The sequence below is a fragment of the Thermococcus sp. 4557 genome, from assembly GCF_000221185.1.
GTDB lineage: Archaea > Methanobacteriota_B > Thermococci > Thermococcales > Thermococcaceae > Thermococcus.
Map to the genome: position 1 here is coordinate 1380726 of NC_015865.1, position 26662 is coordinate 1407387.

The window sequence follows — 26662 nt, forward strand, 5'->3', positions numbered from 1 at the left end:
CCTTGGCCGACTTATGCAGTATGTCACTTTTTATTTCATCATTTTAAACATTGGACTGTTTTATGAGGTGGGTTCTCATGCCTGAGCTCTACTCATCCGAGATGAAATCCTACTTCGAATCGCTCCAGCGCGAGATAGACCGGGCCTATGAGATAGCGAGAAAGGCCCGTGAACAGGGAAAGGATCCCAGCCTTGAGGTTGAGGTTCCCCAGGCGACCGACATGGCCGGCCGTGTTGAGAGCCTCGTCGGTCCGAAGGGCGTGGCCGAGAGGATACGCGTTCTTGTTAAGGAGTACGGTAAAGAGCTGGCCGCCCTAAAGGTCGTTGACGAGATTATAGACGGTAAGTTCGGCGACCTGGGGAGCAAGGAGCGCTACGCCGAGCAGGCCGTTAGAACCGCCCTTGCAATCCTCACTGAGGGTATAGTCTCGGCCCCCCTTGAGGGAATAGCCGACGTCAAGGTCAAGAGGAACGAGTGGGGAGACAATTCCGAATACCTCGCCCTTTACTACGCGGGCCCCATCAGGAGTTCCGGTGGAACCGCACAGGCCCTCAGCGTCCTCGTCGGAGACTACGTCAGGAAGAAGCTCGGCCTTGACCGCTTCAAGCCCAGCGAGAAGCACATAGAGAGGATGGTGGAGGAGATCGACCTCTACCACCGCGCCGTCACGCGCCTGCAGTACCACCCGGAGGCGGATGAAGTAAGGCTCGCCATGAAGAACATCCCCATCGAGATCACCGGCGAAGAGACCGATAAGGTTGAAGTCAGCCACCGCGACGTTCCCGGCGTTGAGACCAACCACCTGCGCGGCGGCGCCATACTCGTCCTCGCCGAGGGTGTCCTCCAGAAGGCGAAGAAGCTCGTCAAGTACATAGACAAGATGGGTGTTGAAGGCTGGGATTGGATAAAGGAGTTCGTAGATGCCAAAGAAAAGGGTAAGAAGGCAGATGATTCCAAATCTTCCGAATCCAAAGCCGAGGATTCCGGCGCCAGAGAGGAAGTTGTCGAGAAAGTTGAGAAGGGCTTTTACTATGAGCTCTACGAGCGCTTTAAGGCCAACATCGCCCCCAACAAGAAGTACACGAAGGAGATAATCGGAGGCAGGCCCCTCTTCGCGGAGCCTTCCGAGAACGGCGGCTTCCGTCTGCGCTACGGCCGCTCCCGCGTCAGCGGATTCGCCACCTGGAGCGTCAACCCCGCCACCATGCTCCTCCTCGACGAGTTCATAGCGATTGGAACACAGATGAAGACGGAAAGGCCCGGCAAGGGCTGTATCGTGACGCCGGCAACGACGGTCGAGGGGCCGATAGTCAAGCTCAAGGACGGGAGCGTCATACGGGTTGATGATTACGAGACCGCCCTCAAGGTCCGCGACAGGCTGGAGGAGATACTCTACGTCGGCGACGCCCTGGTCAACTTCGGGGACTTCGTGGAGAACAACCAGACCCTTCTTCCCGCCAACTACTCGGAGGAATGGTGGATTCAGGAGCTGGTGGGGGCCATAGCCGAGACCTACGAGGTCGAGCTGGAGCCCTTTGCAGAGAACCCGGAGGATGCAGTTGAGGAGGCGGCGGAGTACATCGAGGTTGACTCTGAATTCCTGCGGAGGCTTCTCAGGGATCCGCTCCGTGTTAAACCCGATGTTGAGACCGCGATACACATCTCAAACGTTCTTGACATCCCGCTCCACCCATACTACACCCTCTACTGGAACACGCTCAGGCCTGAGGAAGTTGAAGAACTCCAGCGGGCGCTGCTGGGCGCTCAAATCGAGTGGAACGAGCACATGAAGAACAAGTTCGCGAGGAAGGTGGTTCTGGAGAACGACCCCAAAATCAAACGCTACCTTGAACTCCTCGGCCTCCCGCACAGGCTTGAGCGGACAGAGGAGAGGAAGAAGGTCATAGTCATCGACTACCCATGGAGCGCCGCCCTGCTCACGCCTCTCGGCAACCTCGAATGGGAGTTCAGGGCAAAGCCGTTCCACACCGTCATAGACATCATCAACGAGAACAGCAGGATAAAGCTCCGTGACAGGGGAATAAGCTGGATCGGAGCTCGCATGGGCAGGCCCGAGAAGGCCAAGGAAAGGAAGATGAAGCCGCCGGTGCAGGTTCTCTTCCCCATCGGCCTCGCTGGCGGCTCGAGCAGGGACATCAAGAAAGCCGCCGAGGAAGGGAAGGTAACGAGCGTGGAGATAGCCTTCTTCAAGTGCCCCGAGTGCGGACACACCGGGCCGGAGCACATCTGCCCGCGCTGCGGGACGAGGAAGGAACTCCTCTGGCACTGCGCCAAGTGCAACGTTGATTACTCGCAGAGCGAGGCTGAGAACTTCGACTTCCGCTGTCCAAAGTGCGGCACCGAGCTGAAGCCCTACGCGAGGAGGACCATAAAACCCTCCGAGATTCTCCGCGCCGCCATGGAGAACGTCAAGGTCTACGGCATCGACAAGCTCAAGGGCGTCCAGGGTATGACCTCCGGCTATAAGATGGCCGAGCCCTTGGAGAAGGGTCTCCTGAGGGCTAAAAACGACGTCTACGTCTTTAAAGACGGCACCATTCGTTTCGACGCCACAGATGCCCCGATAACCCACTTCAAGCCAAAGGAGATAGGCACGAGCGTTGAAAAGCTCCGCGAACTCGGCTACACCCACGACTTCGAGGGCAAGCCCCTGGAGCGGGACGACCAGATATTAGAACTCAGGGTTCAAGACGTCATACTGCCCTACGAGGCCGGGAGGTACCTCCTCAAGGTGGCCCGCTTCATAGACGACCTCCTCGAGAAGTTCTACGGTCTGCCGAGGTTCTACAACGCCGAGAAGATGGAAGACCTCGTCGGGCACCTCGTCATCGGCCTTGCTCCCCACACTTCGGCTGGAATCATAGGCAGGATAATAGGCTTCTCCGACGTTCTGGTCGGCTACGCGCACCCGTATTATCACGCAGCGAAGAGGAGGAACTGCTTCCCGGGAGACACGAGAATCCTTGTCCAGATTGATGGTGTGCCCGCCAGGATAACGCTCCGCGAGCTCTACGAGATGTTCGAGGAGGAGAGCTACGAGAACATGGTCTACGTGAGAAGGAAGCCAAAGAGGGACGTTAAGGTCTATTCATTTGACCCCGAGAGCGGTAAGGTTGTCCTCACCGACATCGAGGACGTCATTAAGGCCCCAAGCACTGACAACCTCATACGCTTCGAGCTTGAGCTGGGAAGGAGCTTCGAAACGACCGTTGACCACCCGGTTCTCGTCTACGAGGACGGAAAGTTCGTGGAGAAGAGAGCCTTTGAGGTTAAGGAAGGGGAATTAATTGGAGTTTATGAGAAGGACTCCATAAAACTATTCAAACTTGAACGCATTGAATATATCAAGCCAAAAGATGACTTCGTGTTCTCTTTAAACGCTAAGAAATACCACAATGTTTTGATAAATGAGAATATTGTAACACATCAATGCGACGGAGATGAAGACGCTGTAATGCTCCTCCTCGACGCCCTGCTCAACTTCAGCAAGTACTATCTGCCTGAAAAGCGCGGCGGCAAGATGGACGCCCCGCTGGTCGTTACCACGCGCCTCGACCCGCGCGAGGTTGACAGCGAGGTTCACAACATGGACGTCGTCCGCTACTACCCGCTGAAATTCTACAGCGCCACCTACGAGATGAAGTCTCCGAAGGAGATTAAGTTCATCGAGCGCGTTGAGGACAGGCTCGGCAAACCGGAGATGTATGAAGGCATAAAGTTCACCCACGACACGGACGACATCGGCCTCGGCCCGAAGATGAGCCTGTACAAACAGCTCGGCGACATGGTCGAGAAGGTGGAGCGCCAGCTGGCCCTGGCGGAGCGCATAAGGGCGGTCGATGAGCACCACGTGGCAGAAACGATAATCAACTCCCACCTCGTTCCGGATTTGAGGGGCAACCTGAGGAGCTTCACGAGGCAGGAGTTCCGCTGTGTTAAGTGCAACACCAAATACAGAAGGCCGCCGCTGGCCGGCAAGTGCCCCAAGTGCGGCGGAAAGATCGTTCTGACCGTCAGCAAGGGCGCCATAGAGAAGTATCTTCCAACTGCGAAGATGCTGGTCACGAAGTACAACGTGCTCGACTACACGAGGCAGAGGATATGCCTGACCGAGAAGGACATAAAGACCCTCTTCGAGAACGTCTTCCCGGAGAGGCAGAGGACTCTGATGGGCTTCTCGGCCGACGTCTGCGAGAAGATGATAAAGGCCCGTACCGGCAAATCCAACGGCAAAAATGGCTACCTCGACGAGCTGAAGGCGAACGGAAAGCTCAAGCAGAAGTCCAAGACCGAGAAAAAGAAGGAATCCAAGAAGACCTCCAAGCGCTCCGAGAAGAAGATAAAGCCATCACAAGGATTTGAGAAGGCGGTTAAGAAGGAAAAGGTCGCCATGAAGAAGAAAAAGAAGGGCATAAGCCTCGACGAGTTCTTCGGCTCTTAGTTTTTCCGTTAATCATATATATCATTACGTCGTTCTTTCTTTGATGGGAATGAACTCAGGGTTCAAATTGCTCCCCAGCGTAGCCTACCTGAGGGTTCAGAGGCAGGTGTTCGTGGGCTATTCTATGCCCCTCGCGGGATGGATAGGGGAGTATCTGATCAACTATCGGAAGCTTCCAAGGTCGAACTTCCTTGGACGGGCGATGGGCAAGCTGGGTTTTCACCTAGCCGGCGAAGAGAGGGACGACCGCTACATCACCCAGTTCTTCACGAAGGGGAGCGTCTCTGTAAGCGCCAGTTGGGACGTTGAGAGGGAAAGCCTCTTCCTTCAGGTGATTCCCCTCCGCTCAAGGCTCTCCCGTGGCTTGACGGTTCGCGCCGAGAACATCGAGTTCTACGACCAGTACGTGGTTTCAATCGAACCCACTGGAAAACTGCCGCTGGGAATCCGGGGCATCGGAATAAACGCCCTGATTCTTGAGGATTTTTACCCCATAGAGACACCCTACTGGGGAATGCTCCACGAGGACTGGGAGCTCGAGCTCAACCTGCTCGTCATGAAGGACGAGGTTTACGATAGGCTGAGCCGGGAGGAGTACCGCTGTCCAGTCTGCTTCTCACCCCTGAGCGAGGAGAATGGCGTCCTTAAGTGCACCACGTGCGGCTTCACCTACGCTCCCGAGCACGACTTCGAGAGGGTAATGGAAGAGTTCAGCGTGGAGGAGTTTGCGTTTTGAAGCTTTTGGAAAAAGCTTCACCAAAAGCACGTAGCTCCCCTCTAAGAGGGTCATAATACAGGGATTTTGCACTAAGAAGGCTCGTTTTCTCAAGGAGAACACGTTTAAACAAACCTCAACAAAGGGTTTACTTTCCCTTGACGCCCAAGGGGCGTCGATTTTAAAGTTAAACCCCTGCCAAGGAGCAACTTGAAAAGTTCTCACACTTAAAACAACCGTTTGGGTAGAAAATCACTCAGAATTTAGCCTTTTAAAAGGAGCTACGAACCTTGGTCAAACTCTGCGGGACTGTCATCCCTTGCGTCGAGCAGAGCTCGACGTGCGCAGGCGAAGTTTCTGGGGGTGTGGGGGCGTTAGCTCCCCGGAGGTTTAGAAAAACAGGGCGCGAGGTGGAACCCATCATCGGGGGTTTGAGAATACAGAGCAAGCTTTAGCAAAGCTTGACCAAAAGTTTGTGATTCCTTTACAAGACCCTCCTGAGAAAGGATTTTACTACTTCATTTTAGTCCTTAGAAGAGGAATTCACCACCAATGTTCCTTCTTGTGAGGGTTCTACTTGAACCGCGCTCCGTGGGAGCGCTAAAAGGTTTTGAACCCCGTGGATGTTGCTCTTTTAGAAGTGAATCCTGGCTGGAATTGTGAAGTTTGAGAGAAAATCCTTTTCAAATCGCAATTTTCAGAAAGAATCACAAACCTTGATCAAACTTCGCGCAGGCGAAGTTTGTGTGGTAGCCCCGCCGGGATTCGAACCCGGGTCGCGGGATCCAAAGTCCCGCATGATTGTCCGCTACACCACGGGGCTGTCCGATAGAAAAAGCCGAGTCCGAGCTTATAAATCTTAAGCCCTGTTTGCAGTAGAAAAGTTAGAAAAGGCTCAGAGAATCAGCGACACCAGATCCCTTATCGCCTTCTCCGGGTCTTTGGCCTTTGTAACTCCGCTCGCGAGGAGAACTCCGACGCTTCCGAGCTCCAAAGCCTTCTTGACGTCCTCTCCAGTGGAAATCCCCGCGCCCGTGAGAACCTTAACGTCCGGATTGACCCTCTTAACAAGCTCGACCGTGTCGGTGATGACCTCGGGCTTGGCCTTGCTGACCGGAATACCGGTGCCTATGAGCTCAGGCGGCTCGACGGCAACGTAGTCCGGCCCGAGTGCTGCCACCGCCGCTGAAACCGCCGGATTGTTGGAGCAGACCATCGTCATCAGACCAACTTCCTCGGCGCGCCTTATGCTGGCCTCCAAATCCGCGAGAATCATTCTGTTCTCCGAGTGGTTGAGGAGCGTTCCAACCGCCCCAGCCTCCTTCACGGCCTCCGGCAGAACGTGGCCGGTGTGGCTTCCGGGCTTTATCGGATCGATGTGCTGGGCGAAGACGGGAATCTCGACCTCCTGGGCTATCCTGTAGAGGTCGGCAAGCTGCGGCGCAACAACGATGGTTATGCCCGTCTCCTTCCAGACCTTCTCGGCGGCCTTGGCTATCCTCAGGGCACCCTCGCCCGTGGCCTGGGCGTAGGTCTTGAAGTTGATCGCTATAATCGGCTCCTTCAGCTTCGACATTGGTATCACCGGAAGTGTTACGTTCTTTTCCCTTAAACGTCTTTCCGTCGGGGAGTTTCGTTTCCACTGGAAACCGGCCTCCCGAACGGGTCTATGAGGCCCGCCCTTATGAGGGAGGAGCTGATTTTGGGGCCGAGGGAGCTCCTAACGAGGCCGATGGTTACTATATCAAGCGGTCTCAGCCCGTTTTCCTCACGCGCCCGGTTGACCACCAGGGCGCCCTTGTAGGTCTCCTCACTCACGACTATGGCTTCGAGGCTCTTCATTTCCCCTGCAAATCCTATCGCTGTGTGGATTTTGATGACGCGGTAGCCGGAGTAGCCGTTGACCTCGAAGAACTTGATTAAATCCCTGAGGCGCAGCTCGTATGGGAGTATCTTTTCCGCGTAGGGCTTGTCCATGATCATCTCGTCGGATGTCAGGCCTATGTAAACGTATTCCCCCACCTCGAAGGCCTTCCTCAGCAGGGCCTTGTGGCCGAGGTGAAGCCTGTCGAAGGTTCCGCCGACGACGACCTTTCTGTACCTCTTCCTCATGGGGATACCTTGGGCGACCGAACCAATAAGCTTTTTTATTGCCTGCGGAGATTCTTTCGGAGGTGATGGAATGAGGAAGCTGGCGGTTCTGATTCTCACGGTTCTTCTCATCACTCCTCTCTTCGGCGTGGCTTCCGCCGCGGACGATCCCCAGCCCCTCTTTAACTTGGACTTCGTGATAAAAACCGCTCCGACGACCATAAACGGCTCCCAGGTCTGGATGGCCACCTTCAAGGTTCACGCCGTTCTGAAGGACCCCGTCTACCGGGCCTACTTCGAGAACCTCGCCGCCAACAACAGCACCAAGGCTGAGGAGGAGTTCCGTGACTTTGTCCGTCAGCTGGTGTATGAGAACCTTAAGGACAACTTCGAAAAGCGCTTTGAGGCGGCCAACGTTTCCAGCACGATATACCTCCCGGCGGGCGGCCCTGTTCGCGTCCTTGACAACTGGTCCGCCACGGTCACGTTCGTGATTTCCAACTTTCTCGTAAGCGACGACGGGAAGGTTCTCAGGTGCCCCCTGTCCGGCTCGATGGACTTCGTCTTTAAGGGGCATGTCTTCGCCTACACCTGGGACAAGATGACGCTGATCCTCCCCGAGGACTACGAGGTCAAGAACCTGGCCCCCAAACCGGATGACTTCACCGATGGGGTAGCCATCTGGACGGGGGGAGACTACATACCGCTGATCGAGGTCTGCACGCCCCTCCACACGTTCATGCGTTTCCTCAACGAGACCCACAGAACCATTTCCCTGGTTTACGACCCCCGCGGGGGCTACGTCCAGTTCAACGCCACCTTCAGCGGGGCGGAGGCCAGCAAGAGCACCGTGGAATACATCATCAAGGGCTTCAGGGGCACGATGGATATAGTCAGCATCGACTCCTCCCAGAGAAACGGCAGTCTGGTTGTCATCGGTGTGGCAAAGCCTGAGGTCTCCTACAGGGAGACATCCAAGGAGAAGGTGTGGCAGGCCATCATCAAGCTCCCCGGAAGCTTCGATGAGGTTCATGTGGAGGGTGGAACGTATCAGCTCGCGCCGGACAACACGGTAATCATCACGGTCACAGAGGAGAAAACAAATTACGTTCCCTACCTCTGGGGCGGCCTGGTAGTCCTGGTTGTGCTTGGCATAGTGGTTCTGAAGAGGCGCCGTTCCTCCGGCTCAGATGTTGAGGAAACCGAGGAGCCCCTCGAGGAAGGAGAGGCTTCGGTGGAGGATTCATCAGAGGATGGGGAAGGGTCTGGAGAGATGGATGGAGGTGAGTGAATGGACTTCTTCTTTTATCCCTCTCGCGTTGCGGTGTTCGGTTCATTCAAGGAAGGTGCCATAGCCTACGAAATCCTGAGGAACATCGTCGAGGGCGGCTTTGAGGGTGAAATAATCCCGGTCAACCCGAAGGGGGGAACCGTCGAGGTCGCGGGAAGAACCTTTAAAATCCGTGAGCGGCTCGATGAACCCGTGGACAGCGCCATAATCGCCATCCCCGCGAAGTTCGTGCCGTCCCTCATAGACGAAATCGGCCCGCTGATCAAGGGCGCCGTTGTAATAAGCGCCGGCTTCTCGGAGGTCGGGAACGCTGATCTCGAGCGCGAGCTGGTGGAAAAGGCGAGAGAGCACGGCGTCAGAATCATCGGCCCCAACTGCGCCGGAATCTTCGGCGTCCACGGGAGGTTCTTCGGCTCCTTCGAGGTTCGCGTTAGGCCTGGAGGACTGGCCCTCATCAGCCAGAGCGGTGCCTTCGGCGGCGCGGCTTTGGCGATGGGCAACGACGAGGGGATAGGATTTTCCGCCTTCGTTTCCTATGGAAACGCCTCCGACCTGAACGAGAGCGACTTCCTTGAGTACTTCGCCGACGACGAGAACACGAAGGCAATAGCCCTCTACATCGAGGGTGTTAAGGACGGCAGGCGCTTCATGGAGGCGCTCCGCTATGCGACGGCAAGAAAGCCCGTCATAATCCTCAAGGCCGGCAAGAGCGCCAGCGGTGCTAAAGCGGCCGCTTCCCACACCGGCTCGCTCGCGGGAAGCTATGAGATTTATCGCGCGGCATTCAAGCAGGCTGGGGCGATAGAGGTTGAGGAGATGGAGGAGCTCTTCGACGCGGCGAAGGCCTTCGAGATGTACCCTGGGACTGGAAAGCGCGTGGCGGTCATCACCAACTCCGGCGGCCCGGGCGTTTTGGCTGCGGACAAGCTCGAAAGGCTGGGCCTTGAGATAGCAAAGCTGAGCGAGGAGACCGTCAATGAACTCCGCTCATTCCTTCCGCCCCAGTGCTCGGTGCGGAATCCGATTGACCTGATAGCCGATGCCGACTACGATAGGTACAGGAAAACGATTGAAGTCGTCTGCCGCGACGAAAACGTGGATTCCCTCCTCGTCATCTGCGTGCCGCCGATTTTCATACCGAGCCGGGAGATAGCCAAAGCCATAATCGAGGCCGACTGCGACAAGCCGGTCATCGTCAACTTCATGGCGGGGGAGCTGGTTAGGGACGGGGTCAAGCTGCTTGAGGAACACGGGGTCAAAAACTTCCCAACCCCCGAGCGGGCCGCCAAAGCCCTCGCCTGGCTCGCGAGGCGCTGAGCCTCGCCCTTTTTATAACGTGAAATCGGATTCCTTTCTGAGGAATGATTCATCCCCGGTGTGGGTGGCCCGGCAACTTTTTATACACTTTCCCCCAGCGTATCACGATGATAGCCCTAGGTCTGGAAGGCACCGCCCACACACTCGGCATAGGCATCGTTACCGAGAGGGATGTTCTGGCCAACGTATTTCACACTCTCACGACGGAGAAGGGGGGAATACACCCCAAGGAGGCGGCGGAGCATCATTCCAAACTCCTCAAGCCCCTTCTGCGCAGAGCCCTCGATGAGGCTGGAATAGGCATTGAGGACGTTGACGTTATAGCGTTCTCCCAGGGGCCCGGTCTCGGTCCCTGTCTCCGCGTCGTGGCGACGGCTGCGAGGGCGCTTGCGATAAAGTACCGGAAGCCCATAGTCGGCGTCAACCACTGCATCGCCCACGTGGAGATAACCAAGATGTTCGGCGTTAGGGACCCCGTCGGCCTCTACGTCAGCGGCGGCAACACGCAGGTTCTCGCCCTTGAAGGCGGCCGCTACCGCGTCTTCGGCGAGACCCTTGACATAGGCATAGGGAACGCGATAGACACCTTCGCGAGGGAACTCGGCATAGGCTTCCCAGGTGGGCCGAGGATTGAGAAGCTCGCCCTCAAGGGAGAGCGCTACATAGAGCTCCCCTATGCGGTTAAGGGCATGGATTTGAGCTTCTCCGGGATACTCACTGAGGCCGTTAGGAAGTACAGAACCGGGAAGTACCGCGTTGAGGACTTAGCTTATTCCTTCCAGGAGACGGCCTTCTCGGCGCTCGTTGAGGTCACCGAAAGGGCCGTGGCTCACACGGGCAAGGACGAGGTCGTCCTCGTCGGCGGCGTCGCGGCCAACAACCGCCTCCGCGAGATGCTGAAGGTGATGACCGAGGACAGGGGAATAGACTTCTTCGTTCCTCCCTACGACCTCTGCAGGGACAACGGGGCGATGATAGCCTACACAGGATTGAGAATGTACCGCGGGGGGGTGCGCTTCTCGCTGGAGGACACTGTGGTGCATCAGAAGTTCCGCACCGATGAGGTGGAGGTAGTATGGGGCTGACTGTTCCGCCCGTGGTCCTCGTGGCGGATGTTGTTCTCCTCCTTGTGGTCTGCTACTCAGCGTTCTACGCCATCAGGAGGGTACACCGCTATGGTGAGCCCCTCGACAGGTTCATCGTGATCATAGCGGGTTCCCTGTTTCTGGCCTCCATAGGAAGGGCCCTCGATGTGGTGGATGACCTGGTCGAGGTAGGGGCAGCTTTTGTGTCCACTGAGGGGGCTCTGTATTTCTTCTCCATAATCGGGGTTGCATACGGCCTGCTTAGCTATATGAGCAGCGTTGAGAGGAGGATCCTGCCCACCCCTGTCGGAGGGGAGGGGAGTGACGTTCTTGCCCCCGGCGGCTATATGTACTCCGGAGTGGAGGGCCTCGCCGAGTTTCTGTCCGCGGTGGATGGGCCTGTTCTTGTCATAACCCGGAGTCCCTGGAAGTACCGGGAGTTTGAAAACGTTCAGGCGCTCTGGGTGACCCAGGCTGGGGAGGAAGGGGTAGGCCCGACGAAGCTCCACGTCCTCCTGGAGGCTGCGGTGGACTTCATGAGGGGCGGCGGCAGGCTGGTTGTCATCGATTGCCTGGAGATTCTGGTGCTCTACAACGACTTCGGTTCCGTGTTCAGGTTCCTCTCCACCCTGAAGGACTACGCCGTCGGCATGTGCTCCACCCTTCTGCTGATCGTGGACAGGGAGGCCATCGAAGAAAAGGAATTCAAAGTGCTCTCAAGGGAGTTTCTGCCCATCAAAAGTTTGTGGGATATCCTCAAAACTTCTTCTTGATCCTCATGGTGTACTTTGGATAGACCTCGTCTGTGAAGCGCACGAACTTTGTCCTCCTGGGTGAGAGCTTTATCGTTATCTCTGTCTCCGGTTTCAGGTAGGTGTAGAACTGACCGTCTATGGCGAGTATTATCTCCCTCCCGAGGGCGAGGTTCCTCACGTCTATCGTGCTGTACGATGGGACTATCATCGGTCTGGAGCTCAGCGCTATGGGGGCGAGGGGAGCTATGACGACCACGTCCAGGCGGGGGTCAACGAAGGGACCGCCAGCGCTCATCGAGTAGCCCGTCGAGCCCGTCGGTGTCGAGACTATCAGACCGTCGGCCCGGATCTCGTCCGCCAGGCCGCCGTCGATGTAGTATCTGAGGTGGATTATCTTCCCCGGTATTCCCGTCAGGATGGCCACCTCGTTGAGGGCGTCCGGCACGGTGTTCTCCCCGTCGAGGTAGGTCCTCAGCTTTATGCGTTCGTCTATGTGGTAGTCGCCCTCTATGAGCTTGCTGAGGGCGAAGAAGGCCTCATGGGGCTCGACCTCCGTAAGGAATCCCAGCGTACCCATGTTTATTCCGAGGATCGGTATCTCCCTCTTTGTCCTGTGCTCGACCCGCAGTATGGTTCCATCGCCGCCGATGACGATGATGAAGTCCACGTCGAAGTCCTCGAGCGGGCAGACGTCCTCCTCCTGGAACTCTTGGAGGTGCCTGTGGGTCTCGCTGTCCACGCAGACGTCGTACCCGCTGACCTTGAGGAAGTCGTAAACGCGGTATGCGAGCTTGAGTGCCGCCTTCTTGTCCCGCCTGGCCACTATCCCGAACTTCATGAGTCATCCCTTTCCCCTTCCTTTTCCTCCCCCATTTTCTTCTTCAGGGTTCCCTCATCCGGGGCAGGGAGTGGGAGCTCCTCCTCTGGAACCTCAGCCTCGTAGCCGGCGGTCACGAAGGAGCCTATGACCGTTGGGCCCCAGTAGGATATGAGCCTCTCCAGGAGGACCCCGGTGACCGCGTGTTCAGGGTTTATTCCGAGGGCTATGAAGACCGCTGAGTTAACGGCCTCTATTATTCCCGCCCCTCCGGGCACTATCGCGAACATCCCGACGACCATGGACACTACCAGGACGACGGTTATGTCCATCGGGGCTATCGGGTATTTTATGGCCAGAAAGACGAGGTAGTAGCGGAGTATCGTCAGCCCCCAGTAGACGAAGGAGTGAAAGAGCGCCACGGCGGTCGCCATCTTGTCCTGGGAGAGAATTCTGAAGTCCGACTGGAGCCTCGGGATGGTGACCTCCGCGATGTTCCGGAAGGAGTTCTTGCGTTTCTCGGCCCTTCCCGCGGATATCCTGTGGTAGAGCCTGTAGATCCACCAGACTGCCCCGGGGGCCTTGGTCTCGCTCATGAGGAGCCATATAACGAGGGCGGAGAAGGCTATGAGAACCGCATCGAGGACTATTATGAGGATTGTAAGGCCGGTCTCGCCGAGCCGGTAGACGTGGATGGTCGCGGCGACCATCATCACCGCGATGGGAACGAGGTCAAGAATCCTGTCCATCATAACGCTCGCCGTCATCGGGCCGTAGGGGCTCTTCACTCTCTTCGCGAGGTAGTAAACCCTTATGAACTCGCCCAGCCCCTTGGCGCCGGGACTGATGTTGTTGAAGAACATACCGACGAATATGGCCGAGAAAACCGCCCTGAACGGGGCCTTTATCCCGAGCCCCTTGAGGAGAACCTTCCAGCGCAGCGCCCAGGCAACGAGGGTGAGAACGTAAACGAGGATGGCCAGGAGGAAGTACTCAATGTCCGAATCCCGGAGGATTTCGGCTATTCCCTGGGCTCCCGCCCAGTTGATGAGGGCGCCTATGACTATGAGCGCTCCGATGAAAAAAACTGCTTTTTTCCAGTCCATGATGTACACCGTCAAACCCGTTATTGGGTTTCATCGTTTATATCCTTGTCGTCCTCCGCTTCCAGCCTCTTTTTGTCCTGGCTCACCTTGATGCCGAAGTGGGTCATGACCCCTGCTCCTATCACCGTCGGCGCCCAGTAGGATATCAGCCTCTCCAGCAGCGTCGCGGTCACCGCTATCTCCTTGTTTATCCCCAGGAGAACGTAAACGGCCGAGTTTATGGCCTCTATTATTCCCGCTCCGCCCGGGATTATCATGAACATCCCGACGACGATGCCTATCATCTGGACGACCATGACGTCGAGGAGCTTTATCGGGCTGTTTATGCTGATGAAGATGAAGTAGGAGCGGAGCAGGACGAGGAACCAGAAGGCGAATGAGTAAACCAGCGACAGCGTGAAGGCCACCTTGTGCCTCATCAGGAGCTTGAAGTTCTCCTGGAACTGGGGAACGCTCACCTCGACGGCGTGGACGAACTTCTCCTCGTACTTGGCGGCCTTCTTGGGCATTATCCTCCCGAAGAGGCGGTAGAACCAGTAGAGAATGCCCTTGGTCTTCTTCTCGCTCAGGAGTATTCCAACGGTGGCGAGGGTTATTATGGCGAAGAAGATATCCAGGAGGAGGAGCGTCAGCGTGAGCGAGAACGAACCGAGGTTGTAGACGTAGACCGTCGAGAGGAGGAGCATGACTACGACCGGGATGACGTCCATTATCCTGTCCATCATTATCGTGGCAAAAACGTGGCCGTAGGGCTGCTTCGTGTGTTTGGAGATGTAGTACATCCTAACCGGCTCGCCGCCGCCCCTGGCGCCGGGGGTCACGTTGTTTATGAAGACTCCGACGAAGAGACCGGCCACTATGGTCCTGAAGGGTGCCTCTATGCCGAGGCTCTTTAGCAGGACGCGCCAGCGCAGCGCCCACATGATGACAGCCGCGACGTAGGCCAGAATTGCCAGGACGAAGTACTCCAGCCTCGCGCCCTTCAGTATGTCGATGACATCCTCTAATCCTGCCCACCAGACCAGGAGGATTATTATGAGCAGGCCGAGGCCCAGGAGGGAGTACTTCTTCCAGTCCATGCCTACACCTTCCTGAACCTGGCTATGAAGAAGCCCTGGGTCAGGTGCCTGTTCGGATAGAACCTCTGAACCTCATCTATGCCCATACCGCTCGAACCTATAAAGATGCTCTGTTCTTCGAGCTTTAAACCTTTGCCGAGGATGTACTTCACGTTGGCCTCGTTCTCCTCGTAGCTCAGCGTGCAGGTCGAGTAGACGAGAACGCCGCCCCTCCTTAGGGATTTTATGGCGGCGTTGATGAAGTGCCTCTGGTAGCGCGCGGTGGCCTCGATGTCCTTCGGCGTCCTGCTCTCCCAGAGCTTCGGCCTTATGCCCAGAGCGGTGCACGGTGCGTCGAGGAGTATCCTGTCCGCCTCGATTCCCAGCTCCGGGAGCTTCCGCGAGTCCATGTGGATGGGCTTGACGTTCTTCACGCCGAGCCTCTTCAGTTCCTCCTCCATCTTCTTCAGCCTGTTCTTGGACTTGTCCATCGCTATTATCTCGCCCCTGTTCTGCATGAGCTGGGCTATGTGGCTCGTCTTTCCGCCGGGGGCGGCCGCCATGTCCACTATCAGCTCCTCCTCGCTCGGCTCAAGAACGTGAGCCACAACCATCGAGGGCAGGCTCTGGGCGTAGAAGAGGCCCTCCTTGAAGGACTCCAGCTCGCTCAGACTGGGGAGCTTGAACTTTGGTAAAGTCACCTCAACCGCCAGTCCCCTCGTCGAGACTATCATCTCCTTGGCGCTCATTCTGGCGACGCCTATTCCGACGAGAAGCCCCCTCGGGTCGCGTATCTCGACCTCGTCGCCGGGCTTGATTTTTTTGTCCGCCTGGAGAACGCCGGGAGCGTAGAGCATCGCACCCTGGTAGACGCTCTCGCTCGCGAACTTGTTGGCGCGGACGACCGGGAGGCCGGGCTCGTAGTCATCGGGGAAGTTCGGGCCCTCGCGCTCGAAGTATATGCCCTCCTTTAGGTAGGGGCTTCGCTTCGGCTTGAGGCCCTCCTTCCTGAGTATCGCCATGAGCTTTCCCCTGCTCGTCTTCAGCGTGTTCACGCGGATGTAGTACTTCTCCACCGGCGTTCTGAGGGAAGCCATTATATCCTCCGCTTCCTCCCCAAAAAGGCGGCGGTAGTACTCCCTGAGCTCCTCTGGAAAGGCTTCCTCCGGTTTCATGGCGACACCTCAGAGGTCGAAGATTTCAAAGCGCTTCCCGAGGTCTATCAGTCTCAGAATCCCCTGCTTCAGTGCCCCGACGCTCCCGAAGTTCGCCTCGAACTGGAAGAGGTTTTCATCGCTCCCCTCGATTTTCTCGAGTATCTCGGTCGGGGAGACCCTTCCGTCGCGCCTCCAGTTGTACACGTCGCTGAGGAAGTTCTGGGCGCCGTATATGAAGCTCCTCGGAAATATCTCGATGAACAGGCCCACGAAGTTCTCGTTTACCCTTTCCTTTGGAACGGCGACGACGAAGTAGTAGCTCTCCGGCGTCGCGCCGACCTCTATCTGGGGCTTTACCTCGAAGGCCGGGTGGGGGTACTTCATTAGCCTCCACTCGCCGTCCAGGAAGATGTAGGCACCGAAGGCCTCCTCAACGTTCTCTACCCTGAAGCCCTCCTTCGGGAGCTCGAGCTTAAGCTCCTCGTTGAGGGTGAACATGCTCTCCCACATCTCGTTGAGGAACTCGTGAATCTCTCTCACGTTCATTTTTCTCACCAAAGATGGAAAAAGAAAGGCCCCTTAAAAACTTTCATCCGAGCATATCCCCGAGCATCCTGTTGAGCTCGCCCATTATGTCCGTTTGGACGGTTTCCTCGTAGCTGGCGAGTTTCACACTGTAGTGCTGATCCATGACGTTCAGGTCAAGGAATATATCCGCCCTGACCTTGCTGACCTCGCCGTTTTTGACGTGTATCTCCCAGACCTTCGGCAGGGAGTCCTCCTCGATGTAGGTTTCGACGTCGATGGTCGCGTAGCCCCCGGCCGGTATGAGTACCTGCTTTGTGGTCCTTCCGTAGCCAATCTTGATACCGTTGGCGTAGGCGTCGAAGCTCACGTTGCCCACGGGAATCGGGAACCTGTTGGGGTTGTAGAACTTCATGTGGGCTATGAGGAGGGCCTTTCCGTCATGTTCACCGGCCCAGTCGAAGGTCGTCTCAACCAGCGCCGGGCTCCTGACCAGTCCACCCGCGAGTTCCTTGCTCTCTGCGGTGAAGTTGAGGTACGCCAGCACGTTCTCACTTATCTCCTGCTGGATGTCAGCATCGATGGGTATCACCTTCAGGAGCTTCCCGTGAAGGGTTATGAGAACCGTACCCCGCTGTCCGTTATCGAGGTACCTTGCGAGGGAGCGAACGAGGTTGGGGTTGTCGATCGCCATAACCATGCTCACGTCGCTGCCGGTTGCGCTGTAGTCGAACCTCTCGACCCGTGCGATGGGTATTCCCGTGAACTCTATGGTCATGTTCTCTATCGAGGCGGGGACGAGGAGGGGCCTGTTGAGCTTTGCGTCTATCCATATCTCGGTCGTTTTCTCGTCCACGTAGCCCCACTGGGCGCTGATTGACGGGCTCAGCGTCGAGGCGGCGTAGACGACGTAACCGATCCACACGATGAAGGCCAGTGCCAGTCCGAGGATTATGTATCTGAGTTTCATTTTCCCACCATGTTCTTTCTTTCTTCAAAGGTCGTTTAAAGGTTTCCCGCTCACTTTTTCCGGCTCCTCATGTACGTGTAGAGCACCACCACAACCACAAGGGCCCCGATGGCTATCGCCAGGTTTCTGAGGTTGCTCTCGGTCTTCGTGTTCTCCCCCACGGTCATGACGACGGTTCTCTCGAAGACGTAGACGTTGTCGTCCCCCTGGTTGGGGTCGCCGACGGCCCTTATCCTCAATCCTATGCTGTAGTCCTTGGGTATCGCGTTCTTGTCTACCTTGAGGACTATCACGCCTTCCCCGACCGCCCCCGGGGCAAGGTCGCCGATGTAGTCAGTCCTCTTGTCGAGGCTGAAGGGCTGATCCGCCTTCACGACGCCCTCGATGAGAACGCTCGTGGCCTTCTCGCCGCCGGTGTTCTTCAGCTTGACGTAGACGTTAACGGTCTCCCCCTGGAGGGGCTCTGGGTCGAAGCGCACCTCCGCGACCTCTATGTTGGGCTTCGCCCCTATCATGACGGGAACCCTGAGTGTGAGGTTCTTCTCCATCCCGAGGTCGTTGGTGTAAGTCAGCAGCAGGGGTATCTCGTAGGTTCCCGAACTCGCGTTGTCGGCCACGTTCACCCTGAAGGAGCCCTGGGCAGAGTCGCCCTTTCCCAGGCTTCCGAGACCGAGCATCTGGTCGCCGCTCTCGCTGAAGGTGAAGGGCCACTTGAGCAGGGGCCTGACTATCACGGTCCTCGCCGTCCCTGTGCCAACGTTGTCTATCTTGAAGCTCACTTCCACGTTGTCGGTGCCGGGGAGAACCTTGCTCGGGGACGTGGATGCCTTCGAGAGTATCAGCTTTACTCTTCCCGTTATCTCGATTCCCACGAGCCTCTCATCGGTCACCTCACTCTCGTCCGGCTCGCTCACGTACTTCAGCTCGATCCTCATTGGGTAGATGCCGTTGGCGAGCCTGTCGTTCGCCTTCACTGTGAACTCGAGGGTGACGTTCTCCCCCGGCATCAGCTCCGCCGCGTACTTCACGTTGTCCTCTCCAATGGGCAGGAATGCCTCGATGTTCTCCTTTGCCAGCTGGTGCATCAGTCCGTTGAGGTAGTCCTGGAGGTTCTGGCTCAGACCCTCCGCACCCTGCACCGGAAGCTGAGAGAGGCTTGAGAGGTCGACGTTGCCCACCGCTCCCGGCACGAGCACCTGGTAGGAGCTTATTTTGAGGCTAACGGCCTTGACGGGCTCAGCTCCGGCGTTAACAAGGGTGAAGCGCACACGGAAGGTGTCGCCGGGGCTTATCTCCCTGGGTTCTGTTTCGACGTCCGTTATCTCAACGAATCCCTCCCGCCCCTTCTTGACGGTGAGGGCGATGAAATTGTAGCTCTGAACCATCCTCATGTTCGCCCCCATACCCGTGAAGTACACAACGCCGACGTAGAGCGGGTAGGTTCCAACGTTTGCGTTCGGGTTTATTTTTATCCTGAACGTCAGTGTGACGTTCTCCTTGCCCTCCAGGTATTCAATGTACTGTGCCGCGCTCCCCTCGGGGTAAAAGACGCTCTGGGAGAGGCCGCTCTGACTCAGTGCCATTGACACAGCGCTCGCTATTGAGGAACTGCCGTTGAAGCTCATGGGTGTGGGGGTAACGAAGACGTTGAGGTAGCGTACCTTCTGGGCTCCTTCGTTCTTCAGGTGAACTTTGACGGTGACGGTCTCCCCGGGCTGCACCGTCGGCGGAACCTCCACATTGCTTATGACGAGACCCGGGAGCGTCGCGGCCCTCCACTCTGCGGGCCCGCTCACACTGAGCCTCACGCCGTTTGGATATATCTCGTTTACTGTGATGTACGTTTTCTGTCCGTCCACATCGACCTCCACGGTCTCTCCTTCCCTGACCGGTGTGATGTCGGGGTACGTGACCTCCATCAGGACGTCATCCTCTTTTATCCCGAGCTCCGGGTGCGTCTGAATGGTCCGCACCACGGCGTCCGCCAGCTCCCGTGGGGGGGCAGTGTTGAGCCACTGGTAGAAGCCGTAGGCGTTGGCCAGGAGGCAGGCGTTGAAGGCTGGCGTGTTGTTGATGTACTCCTCACACTCGCTCATGTCGTACCCCTGAGTTTCAGCCAGTGCCACTAGGAACGCGGGATTTAGAAGCAGGAACTGTATCTTCTGGGGGTTGGGCACGAGCATGGTCTTGTACTCGGCGTTCAGTATCTTTCCTTCCTTCATTATAATCAACATGGCGTAGTACTCGCCGTTTCCGTAGTCTTTCTGTGTATCGGTGAGGGTTATCATCAGTGGGCCGAGGAGCACCGCCTCCCCTTTGCTCAGGTATCCCTCGAAGAGGGGACTGCCGGTTTCGGAGGCGGAGACGCTTCCGGCAATCCCTCCGAAGGTTCCCGTGATGAGCAGTATGACAAGCAGGATTCCGTGCTTTTTCATCTGGAATCACCTCCGATTTTTCTACCGTAGAATATCTGAAGCAGCGCGGGCGTGACGAGGTAAGCGGCCATCATAGAGGCGAATATTCCGAAGGCAAGGGTTACCCCGAAGTCGTGTATGGTAGGAAGCTCGCCCGCGAGGAGCGCCAGAAATCCTCCAGCGGTCGTCAGCGCGCCGGCGAGAATGCCCGGCCCGACGCTTCCCACTGCCGTGACTATCGGCCGCGGGTTGCCCTCGTTCATCTCCTCCAGGAAGCGGTGGGTGAGGTGCATGCCGTAATCGACGCCCAGGCCGACTATCATTGATATAACCCCCGCGAGGCTCTGGGTGAATGGAATGCCCGCGAGCCCCATGAAGCCCACGGTCCAGAGCGCCCCGAGGAACATGGGGGTTATCATTGCCAGGGCCACCCGGATTCTCCTGAAGAGGAGCATGACGATGAGGACGACGAAGACCGTTCCGTAGGTGGAGATGCGGTTTATCTCAACGCTGGTGAGCTGGTCGAGGACGTAGTTCAGATACAGATCGCCGGTCAGGGCCAGCCTCACTCCTGGCGGAAACTCCGTCCCCTGGGCCATCGCGGTCTCATCCTCGAAATAGCGCATTATCTTCCTGAACTCGTCCATACTCGCACCGCCGAAGTCCCCCGTGAACTTGATAACCGCCATTGAGTAGTCCGATGAGACCAGCCCGGACCCCTGGTATGAGGCCAGTACCGCCTTTATCTTTTCGCCGTCGTTTGGGATGTATCCGTACTGCCTGTAAACGACGTCGGCCAGGCTCTCGGAGCTGAAAACCCCGTTGTAGTAGGAGTCCGCCTTCACCTGATTCTCGAAGCGGTACATGGCCCTCACGATGGCGGGATTCCTAACGTCGTCCGCCCTCACCAGTACGTACAGCTCGTCCTGGCCCCCAAACTCGGTTCTCACGTCCATGATTGCCTCTATCTCGGGCATTCCGGGGGGAACGAACTTCTCCAGCCTCACCTCTGTTGTAACCTGGGTCACGCCGTAGGCGAAGATTAGGGTGACCATAAAAACCGCCCCGAGAAACGCGTGGGGCTTTGCCTTTATCGCCTTCCCGAGGGAGTGGAAGGCGCTCCCGATGAATCCCGCGCTGGAGCGTACCTCGGGGGGAACGTAGTGTCCCCTCAGCTTCCTCATAACGTCCTCCTCCAGAATTATGACCGCGGGGGTTATCACAACTGCGTTGAGGGCCGCCAGGCTCAGACCGAGGATGAGCGTGGTTGCGAGGTTGTGGAGCATGGGGAGGGTTGAGAGGTACATGGCGGCGAAGCCCGCTATTGTCGTGAGCGCCGCGCCGAGGAGTGCCTTCCCGGTCTCTGCGACCGCCTCCGCCGCGGCCTCTTCGATGTCCCTGCCGCTGCGCCTCTCCTCGTAGTAGCGGTTCGTGACGTGGATGCCGTAGTCTATTCCCATACCGATGAGCATCGCGCCTATCGTGGTCGTCGCCAGGTCAAGGGGAATTCCAGCCAGCCCCATGAACCCGAGCGTCATGGCCACCCCGAAGACGAGGGGAATGAGGGGGATGGCGGCTTTTACAGGGGAGCGGTAGAAGTAGAGCAGGAGCGCGATGACGAGGATGAAGGATATGGCCATGGTCTTGTTGAGGTCGCTCTGGAGGAGCTGGAGGATGCGGTAGGTTACGCCTATGTTCCCGGTCTGGATTATCTCGACGTTCCTTGGAAACTTGACGCTCTCCATGTCCTCCTGGATTCCCTCGTACACCCTCACGAGCGTCTCCGTCTTCTTCTCCCTGCTTATCGTGACGAGTATCATCGTCATCGTGTAGTCCCTGCTGACCAGGGAGTACCTCTGCTCGGGTGGGAGCATGTCGAGGACGAACCTGGCTTCCTCTTCCGTCCGGGGAAGCCTGCCGAGGACCTGCATGTACACGTCGGCTATGCTCATCGTGTCAGTTACGTACTCCCTTTCCCTGAGCCGCTGCTCCAGCTCGTAAACTGCCTCTATAACCCCCGGATCGCGGATGTCGTAAACGCCGCCCGGTTCGATTGAGTCTATCTTCACCACAATTATCGTGCTGTCGCCGCTCTGGAACTCGTTCTGCAGGGCGTTGTAGTCGTCTATGGCCGGGTTGCCCTCGGGGAGCATTGAGCTGAGGTCGCTCTCAAAGCGGAGCTGGCTCATTCCGTAGATGGAGACGACTAGCAGAAACAGTGCTATCAGCGCGAAGGCAACCCTGTACCTGACTATGACCCTCGCCGCCCCCCTGAGCACGTCCATGAGCTTACCTCCAAACTTTCGGAAACTTCCGAAAGTTTTAAATATGTGGAACTTAAAAACCTTTTGTCAGAGGCGACGGATTAAATTGAGGTGTGGGCGATGGGTATCGAGGAGGCCAAGAGGATAGTCATGGAGCACTTTGCCGGGGCCGCGAGACGCTTCGGCTTCAACGAGCTTTACGGGTACATATACGGGGTTCTCTTCCTTGCGAGCGAACCGATGAGCCTGGGTGAAATCGCCGAAACCACCGGGTACTCGCTCTCCCACGTGAGCACCGCCCTCAAGTTCATGGAGCGCATAGGGCTCGTGGTTAGGATAAAGAAGCCCGGCGATAAGAAGGCATACTACAGGGCCACCAAGCTCCTGAAGGAGTGGCGCCAGGCCGCATACTACGGGAAGATAATGGAGGACATCCAGCAGACGAGGGCAAACCTAGAAAGGGCTTTGCGGGAGCTCGAGGGCGAGGAAGGCGAGGAGGCCGAGTCGATACGCCAGAGCATAGCACTTGCAATGGAGAGGAACGCCCTCGCCGGAAGGATTCTTAGGTTCCTCATTGAGCACAAGGACGAGGAGGTTCTTGAGAGGCTCCTCGATTGCCTCGAATCGGGTGAAGAGCGGTAGCTTTAAAACCGGCGGTCTGTACTCCAGACGGGTGGAATAATGGGGTTCGTTTCATCTCTCCTCTGGGCGTTCTGGTACATACTGCCGGCCTACGTTGCCAACGCCTCCCCCGTGCTCGTAGGAGGAGGGCGGCCCATAGACGGCGGCAGACACTGGAGGGACGGCCGAAGGGTGTTCGGGGATGGAAAGACCTGGCGCGGCCTCATCGGTGGGGTTTCCATCGGAACCCTCACGGGACTCGTTCAGTACTTCATCACCCCCGGCTTCTACGGGGCCCTCAAAACCGCCCTCATGCTTGCTTTTCTGCTCTCGTTCGGTGCCCTTCTCGGTGACCTCGTGGGGAGCTTCTTCAAGAGGCGCGCGAACCTCCCGCGCGGGGCCCCGGCCATAGGCCTCGACCAGCTCGGCTTTCTCATAGCCGCCCTGGCCCTCGCGTATCCAGTTAAAACCCTCGACTCGGGCCAGATAATATTCCTCCTCGTCGTCTCGCCGTTCATCCACTGGGGGGCCAACTACTTCGCCTACAGGATGGGCTGGAAGAGCGTGCCGTGGTAGCGGAACCGTCCAGCAACCCTTTTTAACCCCCCGTCCAACTTTTCCCGGTGGTGTGAATGAGGGTCACGGTCAGGTATTTTGCCCGCTACCGCTCCCTCGTCGGGAAGGGCGAGGAGGAGCTTGAGGTTCCCGATGGGATAACGGTTCTCGAACTCATCGAACTGCTGAAGGAGAGGCATCCCGTTCTCAGGAACGAGGTCTTCGCGGAGGAGGACGACCTCGCTGACGTCAACGTCTCCCGCAACGGCCGCTACGTCCGCTTCGATGAGGTGTTGAGGGACGGCGATACCGTGGCGATATTCCCCCCGGTGAGCGGTGGTTGATATGCTGAGCGGAAAGGAGATAGAGCGCTACGACAGGCAGATTATGATCTTCGGGCCTGAGGGTCAGGAGAAGCTGAAGGGTTCGAAGGTGGCCGTAGTCGGTGTCGGCGGCCTCGGAAGCCCCGTTGCCTACTACCTCGCCGCCGCGGGGATAGGGAGACTCCTCCTCATAGACGAGCAGGAGCCCGAGCTCAGCAACCTCAACAGGCAGATACTCCACTGGGAGGAAGACATCGGAAGGAATCCGAAGCCCATCTCGGCGAAGTGGAAGCTGGAGCGCTTCAACTCCGACATCGAGATCGAGACGTTCGTCGGCAGGCTGAGCGAGGAGAACATCGATGGGGTCCTTGAGGGCGTGGATGTGGTAGTTGACTGCCTCGACAACTTTGAGACGCGCTTCCTGCTCGATGACTACGCCCGGCGGAATCGCGTGCCCCTCGTTCACGGTGCAGTGGAGGGTACCTTCGGCCAGGTCACGACAGTGGTGCCCGGCGTCACCAAGAGCCTGCGCGAAATCTTTCCGAGGGTAGTGAAAAAAGAGGGGAAGTTCCCCATCCTGGGGGCAACGGCCGGAGTCGTTGGCTCGATTCAGGCGATGGAGGTCGTGAAGCTCCTCACAGGCATCGGTGAGCCCCTGCTGAACAAACTCCTCATAGTTGACCTCGCCTTCAACACCTTCGACGTCGTTGAGCTCAGGTAGAGGGCTCCCTTACATTCCTCTTCTCGTTTATTGAGTCTATCTCGAACGTCTCATTCCACTTTCCGTCCTGCTTTATCGTCATTTTACCGAGGGTCGGGTCATCAACGTTCGTCTCGGAACTAACGCTGAAGCTCAGCCTGCCCCCGATGAGCCTTCCGTCGCTGAACCAGAGCTCCAGCCGACCGTCCTTCACATATACAACGGTGTCGGGTGACGCCGCGAAGTAAACCGTCGCGAGGGGCTTGAGCCTGTAGTCCGGGATGCGGTAGATCAGCTTCGTGACGGCCCCGGTCTCGACTGAATCCGGCTTCTCCCTCAGGTATTCCCGGGCGAGGCCGACTATGCTGTACCTCCATAGGATATCGCTCGCGTCACTGTCTTCCGTCCTCACCCAGCCGACGATGGTCTGGATGTAGGTGACGTTTTCAACGACGATCCTCGATGTGTTGGTCCTCGCCCCGTCGGGCAGGCTGACGGTCGTCGAGTTTATCCAGGCGCTCCATGACTCAAAGTCCATGTATCCCCTCTCGAGTATGCGGAGGGTCACGTTGTCCCCCTGGGAGGTGCCGTTCCCCTCGATCGTCACGAGCATTTCGAGGCTGGCGTTGCTTGTGTATGTGAACTGCTGAATCCTGGAGACCTCTTGGAGCAGGGCGTTTACATCCGGCCCCGCGGGGGTTTCGGTCGCGGTCTGGCTCGGCGTCGTGGTGGTCTGCTGGGTGGTGGTTGTGGTTGGAGCGGTGCCCTCGCTTTCTGTCGTGGTGCTTGGGGTCACGCCTGAGCCGCCTCCTCCGAGACAGCCCGCCATCGCGCCGGCCAGAAGGATCACGATGAGAAGGAACGCGTACCTCTTCATATCCTCCACCTGGAGGGGCTGGGGTTGGAACCACTTAAACCTTTCCACCGCGCGGTTTTTAATCTCCACGGCCTATACACGAGGGGGATCGATATGAAGGTGAGGCTCACTGAGGAACCCTTCGACCTGAACACGGCATTGAGATACCTGCTCGTTCCCGAGGCAGGTGGCTACGTGTTTTTCCTGGGCAAGGTGCGGAGCGAGAGCCACGGGAGGCGCGTCAGGAAGCTCGTATACGAGGCCTATCCTGAGATGGCGCAGGCTGAGATGGAGCGGATAAGAAACGAGGCCCTCGAGAGGTTCCCCATCCTTGACATGCTTATATGGCACCGCTACGGGGAGCTTGAGGTCGGCCAGGATACGATACTCATCATAGCCAGCGGGAGGCACAGGAAGGAGGCGTTTGAAGCGTGTGAGTGGGCCATAGACGAGGTGAAGAAGCGCGTGCCGGTGTGGAAGAGGGAGGTGACCGACGAGGGTGAGTTCTGGATAGAGGGGGACAGGACGGTTCCCCTGAGGTGACGGGGAAATTTTCCATTTTTTGCAAACTACTTTTAGTAGTGTGCAAAATCGGAATAGAAAAAGTATATATATGATCCTCCCTATTCTCCCATGGTGATGTCCGGTGGAGAAGGTGGCTTACGATACCGCTCATTCCTTTGGTATAGACCTATCCCCGAGGGTAACGTCGATGGCAAAGCCCCCCTGGAGCAACAGGCCCCACAACGGCAGGCTCGAGAGGCTCATACTCCAGCTCGGTGCGGGCAGGGGCAGGTTCTCCGAAGTGACCGGAATCCCCCGCTCGATTGGGTGCATAGGGAACAACTCTTTTATCCTCCGCAGGGACCCCCTGAGCGTTGAGCGCGTCAGGGAGCTTATCAGGGAGTTTCTGGAGGTCGGTGGAAGCGAGCTCTGGCTGACCAACTACGACAGCGTTGGCTACCTCCTTTCAACGGCCGCGTACGCCGTGGATATAGGCGTTCCGGAGGTTTACGCGGTTGTCCTTCTTGATGACCTTGACGAGGTAAAACCAGTGGACGGTGTCCGCTTCATCGCCGAGCTTGAGTACTCCCCCGAGAACATCCAGCGGCTTGAGGCCCACAGCTGGCTCCATGGGGCCCTGATTATGGTCAAGGGATCGGACCTGGATGAGCTTAGGGGCCTCAAGACCACCTTCGCAGGTGAGATATACATAGACGTCCTGTACCCGGGCTCCGCGAGGAGGCTCGACTTCAACGTCATTGAGCTGAAGCGCATACTCAACCCGACCACCGAGAGATACCACGACTGCCTGGCGGGAACCCTCGCGATAACGGCCGACGGCTACGCCCTCCCATGTCCGCTCCTCAGGAACAACGTGGTGGCGGATGTTAGGGAGGTTGGGATCAAGAAGGTGCTCCGGAAGAGGCGCCTCAAGGAGTTCTGGAGGATGACGAAAGATAAGATCGGGGCCTGCAGCACGTGCCCCTTCAAATACATCTGCCACGACTGCAGGGCCCTCGAGTACCAGGCCACCGGTGAGATAGACGGCATAGAGTACTGTCAGATAGTCCTCTGA

At 57.5% G+C, this 26662-nt stretch carries 23 protein-coding genes and 1 tRNA gene; 12 read left to right on the top strand and 12 right to left on the bottom strand.

Annotated features, from left to right (window positions below; translation table 11 throughout):
- Nucleotides 1-77 precede the first annotated feature (77 nt).
- Nucleotides 78-4463: a DNA-directed DNA polymerase II large subunit gene (locus GQS_RS07205; protein ID WP_014013023.1), complete on the top strand. Its 4386-nt coding sequence runs from the start codon at nucleotides 78-80 to the stop codon at nucleotides 4461-4463.
- A gap of 49 nt (nucleotides 4464-4512) precedes the next feature.
- The gene (locus GQS_RS07210) at nucleotides 4513-5199 is read left to right on the top strand and encodes a hypothetical protein (RefSeq protein WP_014013024.1); all 687 of its coding nucleotides are present in this window, start codon (nucleotides 4513-4515) and stop codon (nucleotides 5197-5199) included.
- Nucleotides 5200-5925: 726 nt separating this feature from the next.
- Here the strand turns inward: GQS_RS07210 and GQS_RS07215 are convergent.
- From GQS_RS07215 to coaD, 3 genes are all read right to left on the bottom strand, one after another.
- Nucleotides 5926-6001: transfer RNA gene (locus tag GQS_RS07215), tRNA-Gln, on the bottom strand.
- A gap of 72 nt (nucleotides 6002-6073) precedes the next feature.
- Nucleotides 6074-6754 (bottom strand): triose-phosphate isomerase, encoded by a 681-nt coding sequence (tpiA, locus tag GQS_RS07220; RefSeq protein ID WP_014013025.1) that lies wholly within the window; start codon nucleotides 6752-6754, stop codon nucleotides 6074-6076.
- A gap of 32 nt (nucleotides 6755-6786) precedes the next feature.
- Nucleotides 6787-7290 (bottom strand): phosphopantetheine adenylyltransferase, encoded by a 504-nt coding sequence (coaD, locus tag GQS_RS07225; RefSeq protein ID WP_014013026.1) that lies wholly within the window; start codon nucleotides 7288-7290, stop codon nucleotides 6787-6789.
- A 70-nt stretch (nucleotides 7291-7360) separates the two neighbouring features.
- Between coaD and GQS_RS07230 the strand changes: the two genes are divergently transcribed.
- The 4 genes from GQS_RS07230 to GQS_RS07245 all read left to right on the top strand — a co-directional run bounded on the left by GQS_RS07230 (nucleotide 7361) and on the right by GQS_RS07245 (nucleotide 11735).
- The gene (locus GQS_RS07230; protein WP_014013027.1) at nucleotides 7361-8560 is read left to right on the top strand and encodes a hypothetical protein; all 1200 of its coding nucleotides are present in this window, start codon (nucleotides 7361-7363) and stop codon (nucleotides 8558-8560) included.
- A complete protein-coding gene (locus GQS_RS07235; RefSeq protein ID WP_014013028.1) occupies nucleotides 8561-9877 on the top strand; it encodes an acetate--CoA ligase family protein in 1317 nt (438 codons plus the stop codon). It begins immediately after the preceding gene.
- A 107-nt stretch (nucleotides 9878-9984) separates the two neighbouring features.
- Nucleotides 9985-10962 carry a bifunctional N(6)-L-threonylcarbamoyladenine synthase/serine/threonine protein kinase gene (locus tag GQS_RS07240; protein ID WP_014013029.1) on the top strand — a complete coding sequence of 326 codons (978 nt, stop codon included), beginning with the start codon at nucleotides 9985-9987 and terminating at the stop codon, nucleotides 10960-10962.
- The gene (locus tag GQS_RS07245) at nucleotides 10953-11735 is read left to right on the top strand and encodes a DUF835 domain-containing protein (RefSeq protein WP_014013030.1); all 783 of its coding nucleotides are present in this window, start codon (nucleotides 10953-10955) and stop codon (nucleotides 11733-11735) included. The genes GQS_RS07240 and GQS_RS07245 overlap by 10 nt, the downstream gene beginning before the upstream one ends.
- Here the strand turns inward: GQS_RS07245 and GQS_RS07250 are convergent.
- The 8 genes from GQS_RS07250 to GQS_RS07285 are packed head-to-tail and all read right to left on the bottom strand — an operon-like array spanning nucleotide 11719 to nucleotide 22049.
- Nucleotides 11719-12555, bottom strand: coding sequence for an NAD(+) kinase (locus GQS_RS07250; protein ID WP_014013031.1), 837 nt, complete (start codon nucleotides 12553-12555; stop codon nucleotides 11719-11721). The two genes, GQS_RS07245 and GQS_RS07250, sit on opposite strands and share 17 nt — an antisense overlap.
- Nucleotides 12552-13640 (bottom strand): lysylphosphatidylglycerol synthase transmembrane domain-containing protein, encoded by a 1089-nt coding sequence (locus GQS_RS07255; protein WP_014013032.1) that lies wholly within the window; start codon nucleotides 13638-13640, stop codon nucleotides 12552-12554. Before GQS_RS07255 ends, GQS_RS07250 begins: the two co-directional genes overlap by 4 nt.
- A 20-nt stretch (nucleotides 13641-13660) precedes the next feature.
- Entirely contained in the window at nucleotides 13661-14719 is a 1059-nt protein-coding gene (locus GQS_RS07260) for a lysylphosphatidylglycerol synthase transmembrane domain-containing protein (RefSeq protein WP_014013033.1), read from the bottom strand.
- 2 nt (nucleotides 14720-14721) lie between these two features.
- Nucleotides 14722-15873: an RsmB/NOP family class I SAM-dependent RNA methyltransferase gene (locus tag GQS_RS07265; RefSeq protein WP_014013034.1), complete on the bottom strand. Its 1152-nt coding sequence runs from the start codon at nucleotides 15871-15873 to the stop codon at nucleotides 14722-14724.
- A gap of 9 nt (nucleotides 15874-15882) precedes the next feature.
- On the bottom strand, nucleotides 15883-16401 hold the full coding sequence (locus tag GQS_RS07270; protein WP_014013035.1) for a DUF3201 domain-containing protein: 519 nt from the start codon (nucleotides 16399-16401) through the stop codon (nucleotides 15883-15885).
- Nucleotides 16402-16444: 43 nt separating this feature from the next.
- Nucleotides 16445-17350 (bottom strand): LEA type 2 family protein, encoded by a 906-nt coding sequence (locus GQS_RS07275; RefSeq protein WP_014013036.1) that lies wholly within the window; start codon nucleotides 17348-17350, stop codon nucleotides 16445-16447.
- Between the two features lie 50 nt (nucleotides 17351-17400).
- Nucleotides 17401-19785, bottom strand: a complete 2385-nt coding sequence (locus GQS_RS07280; RefSeq protein ID WP_014013037.1) for a COG1361 S-layer family protein — start codon at nucleotides 19783-19785, stop codon at nucleotides 17401-17403.
- Nucleotides 19782-22049, bottom strand: a complete 2268-nt coding sequence (locus GQS_RS07285; protein WP_014013038.1) for a hydrophobe/amphiphile efflux-3 (HAE3) family transporter — start codon at nucleotides 22047-22049, stop codon at nucleotides 19782-19784. The genes GQS_RS07280 and GQS_RS07285 overlap by 4 nt, the downstream gene beginning before the upstream one ends.
- Nucleotides 22050-22148: 99 nt before the next feature.
- Here GQS_RS07285 and GQS_RS07290 point away from each other — a divergent pair, with 99 nt between their 5' ends.
- From GQS_RS07290 to GQS_RS07305, 4 genes are read left to right on the top strand one after another with little or no spacing between them, the layout of a single operon-like run.
- A complete protein-coding gene (locus GQS_RS07290; protein ID WP_014013039.1) occupies nucleotides 22149-22670 on the top strand; it encodes a GbsR/MarR family transcriptional regulator in 522 nt (173 codons plus the stop codon).
- A gap of 39 nt (nucleotides 22671-22709) precedes the next feature.
- Nucleotides 22710-23225: a CDP-2,3-bis-(O-geranylgeranyl)-sn-glycerol synthase gene (locus GQS_RS07295; protein WP_014013040.1), complete on the top strand. Its 516-nt coding sequence runs from the start codon at nucleotides 22710-22712 to the stop codon at nucleotides 23223-23225.
- Nucleotides 23226-23281: 56 nt separating this feature from the next.
- On the top strand, nucleotides 23282-23548 hold the full coding sequence (locus GQS_RS07300; protein ID WP_014013041.1) for a ubiquitin-like small modifier protein 1: 267 nt from the start codon (nucleotides 23282-23284) through the stop codon (nucleotides 23546-23548).
- 1 nt (nucleotide 23549) lies between these two features.
- On the top strand, nucleotides 23550-24248 hold the full coding sequence (locus tag GQS_RS07305) for a ThiF family adenylyltransferase (protein WP_014013042.1): 699 nt from the start codon (nucleotides 23550-23552) through the stop codon (nucleotides 24246-24248).
- On the opposite strand, the gene GQS_RS07310 is transcribed toward GQS_RS07305, so the two are convergent.
- Nucleotides 24241-25104 carry a hypothetical protein gene (locus GQS_RS07310; RefSeq protein ID WP_014013043.1) on the bottom strand — a complete coding sequence of 288 codons (864 nt, stop codon included), beginning with the start codon at nucleotides 25102-25104 and terminating at the stop codon, nucleotides 24241-24243. The two genes, GQS_RS07305 and GQS_RS07310, sit on opposite strands and share 8 nt — an antisense overlap.
- A 93-nt stretch (nucleotides 25105-25197) precedes the next feature.
- On the opposite strand from GQS_RS07310, the gene GQS_RS07315 reads away from it, so the two are divergent.
- Both GQS_RS07315 and GQS_RS07320 read left to right on the top strand, forming a co-directional pair.
- Nucleotides 25198-25626 (top strand): molybdenum cofactor biosynthesis protein MoaE, encoded by a 429-nt coding sequence (locus GQS_RS07315; protein WP_014013044.1) that lies wholly within the window; start codon nucleotides 25198-25200, stop codon nucleotides 25624-25626.
- Between the two features lie 103 nt (nucleotides 25627-25729).
- Nucleotides 25730-26662, top strand: a complete 933-nt coding sequence (locus tag GQS_RS07320) for an SPASM domain-containing protein (RefSeq protein ID WP_014013045.1) — start codon at nucleotides 25730-25732, stop codon at nucleotides 26660-26662.

Coding starts and splice junctions, on each gene's coding strand:
- GQS_RS07205 (WP_014013023.1), top strand. CDS start 78: ATGCCTGAGCTCTACTCATCCGAGATGAAATCCTACTTCGAATCGCTC.
- GQS_RS07210 (WP_014013024.1), top strand. CDS start 4,513: ATGAACTCAGGGTTCAAATTGCTCCCCAGCGTAGCCTACCTGAGGGTT.
- tpiA (WP_014013025.1), bottom strand. CDS start 6,754: ATGTCGAAGCTGAAGGAGCCGATTATAGCGATCAACTTCAAGACCTAC.
- coaD (WP_014013026.1), bottom strand. CDS start 7,290: ATGAGGAAGAGGTACAGAAAGGTCGTCGTCGGCGGAACCTTCGACAGG.
- GQS_RS07230 (WP_014013027.1), top strand. CDS start 7,361: ATGAGGAAGCTGGCGGTTCTGATTCTCACGGTTCTTCTCATCACTCCT.
- GQS_RS07235 (WP_014013028.1), top strand. CDS start 8,561: ATGGACTTCTTCTTTTATCCCTCTCGCGTTGCGGTGTTCGGTTCATTC.
- GQS_RS07240 (WP_014013029.1), top strand. CDS start 9,985: ATGATAGCCCTAGGTCTGGAAGGCACCGCCCACACACTCGGCATAGGC.
- GQS_RS07245 (WP_014013030.1), top strand. CDS start 10,953: ATGGGGCTGACTGTTCCGCCCGTGGTCCTCGTGGCGGATGTTGTTCTC.
- GQS_RS07250 (WP_014013031.1), bottom strand. CDS start 12,555: ATGAAGTTCGGGATAGTGGCCAGGCGGGACAAGAAGGCGGCACTCAAG.
- GQS_RS07255 (WP_014013032.1), bottom strand. CDS start 13,640: ATGGACTGGAAAAAAGCAGTTTTTTTCATCGGAGCGCTCATAGTCATA.
- GQS_RS07260 (WP_014013033.1), bottom strand. CDS start 14,719: ATGGACTGGAAGAAGTACTCCCTCCTGGGCCTCGGCCTGCTCATAATA.
- GQS_RS07265 (WP_014013034.1), bottom strand. CDS start 15,873: ATGAAACCGGAGGAAGCCTTTCCAGAGGAGCTCAGGGAGTACTACCGC.
- GQS_RS07270 (WP_014013035.1), bottom strand. CDS start 16,401: ATGAACGTGAGAGAGATTCACGAGTTCCTCAACGAGATGTGGGAGAGC.
- GQS_RS07275 (WP_014013036.1), bottom strand. CDS start 17,350: ATGAAACTCAGATACATAATCCTCGGACTGGCACTGGCCTTCATCGTG.
- GQS_RS07280 (WP_014013037.1), bottom strand. CDS start 19,785: ATGAAAAAGCACGGAATCCTGCTTGTCATACTGCTCATCACGGGAACC.
- GQS_RS07285 (WP_014013038.1), bottom strand. CDS start 22,049: ATGGACGTGCTCAGGGGGGCGGCGAGGGTCATAGTCAGGTACAGGGTT.
- GQS_RS07290 (WP_014013039.1), top strand. CDS start 22,149: ATGGGTATCGAGGAGGCCAAGAGGATAGTCATGGAGCACTTTGCCGGG.
- GQS_RS07295 (WP_014013040.1), top strand. CDS start 22,710: ATGGGGTTCGTTTCATCTCTCCTCTGGGCGTTCTGGTACATACTGCCG.
- GQS_RS07300 (WP_014013041.1), top strand. CDS start 23,282: ATGAGGGTCACGGTCAGGTATTTTGCCCGCTACCGCTCCCTCGTCGGG.
- GQS_RS07305 (WP_014013042.1), top strand. CDS start 23,550: ATGCTGAGCGGAAAGGAGATAGAGCGCTACGACAGGCAGATTATGATC.
- GQS_RS07310 (WP_014013043.1), bottom strand. CDS start 25,104: ATGAAGAGGTACGCGTTCCTTCTCATCGTGATCCTTCTGGCCGGCGCG.
- GQS_RS07315 (WP_014013044.1), top strand. CDS start 25,198: ATGAAGGTGAGGCTCACTGAGGAACCCTTCGACCTGAACACGGCATTG.